The following is an 864-nucleotide window of genomic DNA, read 5'->3' on the forward strand; positions in this document are numbered from 1 at the left end:
CCCATTGGTCTGGTTGCGCTGAAAGATGACCCACTGCCCGCCGAACTGCAGATTGTGGTTATGGAGAACCTTGGTGAAGTTATCCATGAGGCTATAAGTGGGATTCGTGTGCTCCCACGGCATATAACCCGGATCGATGGAGAAACCTGTACCGCCGTACTCCGCGTTCGTGCCCGCAATCACGATGCCCGGCATCTTGCCGCCGTTCCCGCTGAAGATGTGCCCCAGTCCGCAATTCTGGCCGGGCCCATTATTTTGGCCCTGAGGACCACCGGGAGCGGTGCCGTTGGAGATAACCGCACAGGCAGGAGCATCCAGAATCCCGGGGCGCTGAAGAGATACGAACGGCGACGGGACATCGGCGAGCGTGATGAGCTGATCGACATAGCTGAAGACGAGCTCATTCAGCAGCGTCGCAGAAAAGGTGTGCGTCAGACGTCCCACCATGCTGAGTCCCGGCCCGTAGAGGCGGTTTTGAATGGTCGGGAAGCTGTTCTGCGTAAAACCATACTGCGGTACCGGCACAGTGGTGTCCCATTCATCGTGGATGTAGCGAAAGCCCACCTGCGTCTTGTCGCTGAAACTATGGTCGATGCGAAAAAGTTCTTCGCGATAGTACGTAGGCAGCGACGCTTCAGACAGATAGCAGTACCCAATGCTTGAGTTGCAGCCCGTATAGGCATTGGGAAATGGAATGGTGCCGGAATTCAGGATCGCAGTGGCGGTCGCTGCCACCGGCACATGACCGGATGAAAAGCCGGGCACGTTCGGGCAATCCTGACCTGGACACACATCGCTGAAATCACCGTTCCGTTCTTCGAGCGACGGCACAGCCTGACGGAAGGGATAGGGATCTTTCTCGAT

The 864-nt window shown here is 57.1% G+C and carries 1 protein-coding gene; it reads right to left on the reverse strand.

What is annotated here, in order from left to right:
* The coding region (locus D0Y96_RS18885; protein ID WP_491562718.1) for an outer membrane beta-barrel protein at positions 1-864 on the reverse strand (864 nt) is incomplete at both ends.

Origin of the sequence: Paracidobacterium acidisoli (assembly GCF_003428625.2) — a bacterium.
Taxonomy (GTDB): Bacteria; Acidobacteriota; Terriglobia; order Terriglobales; family Acidobacteriaceae; genus Paracidobacterium; species Paracidobacterium acidisoli.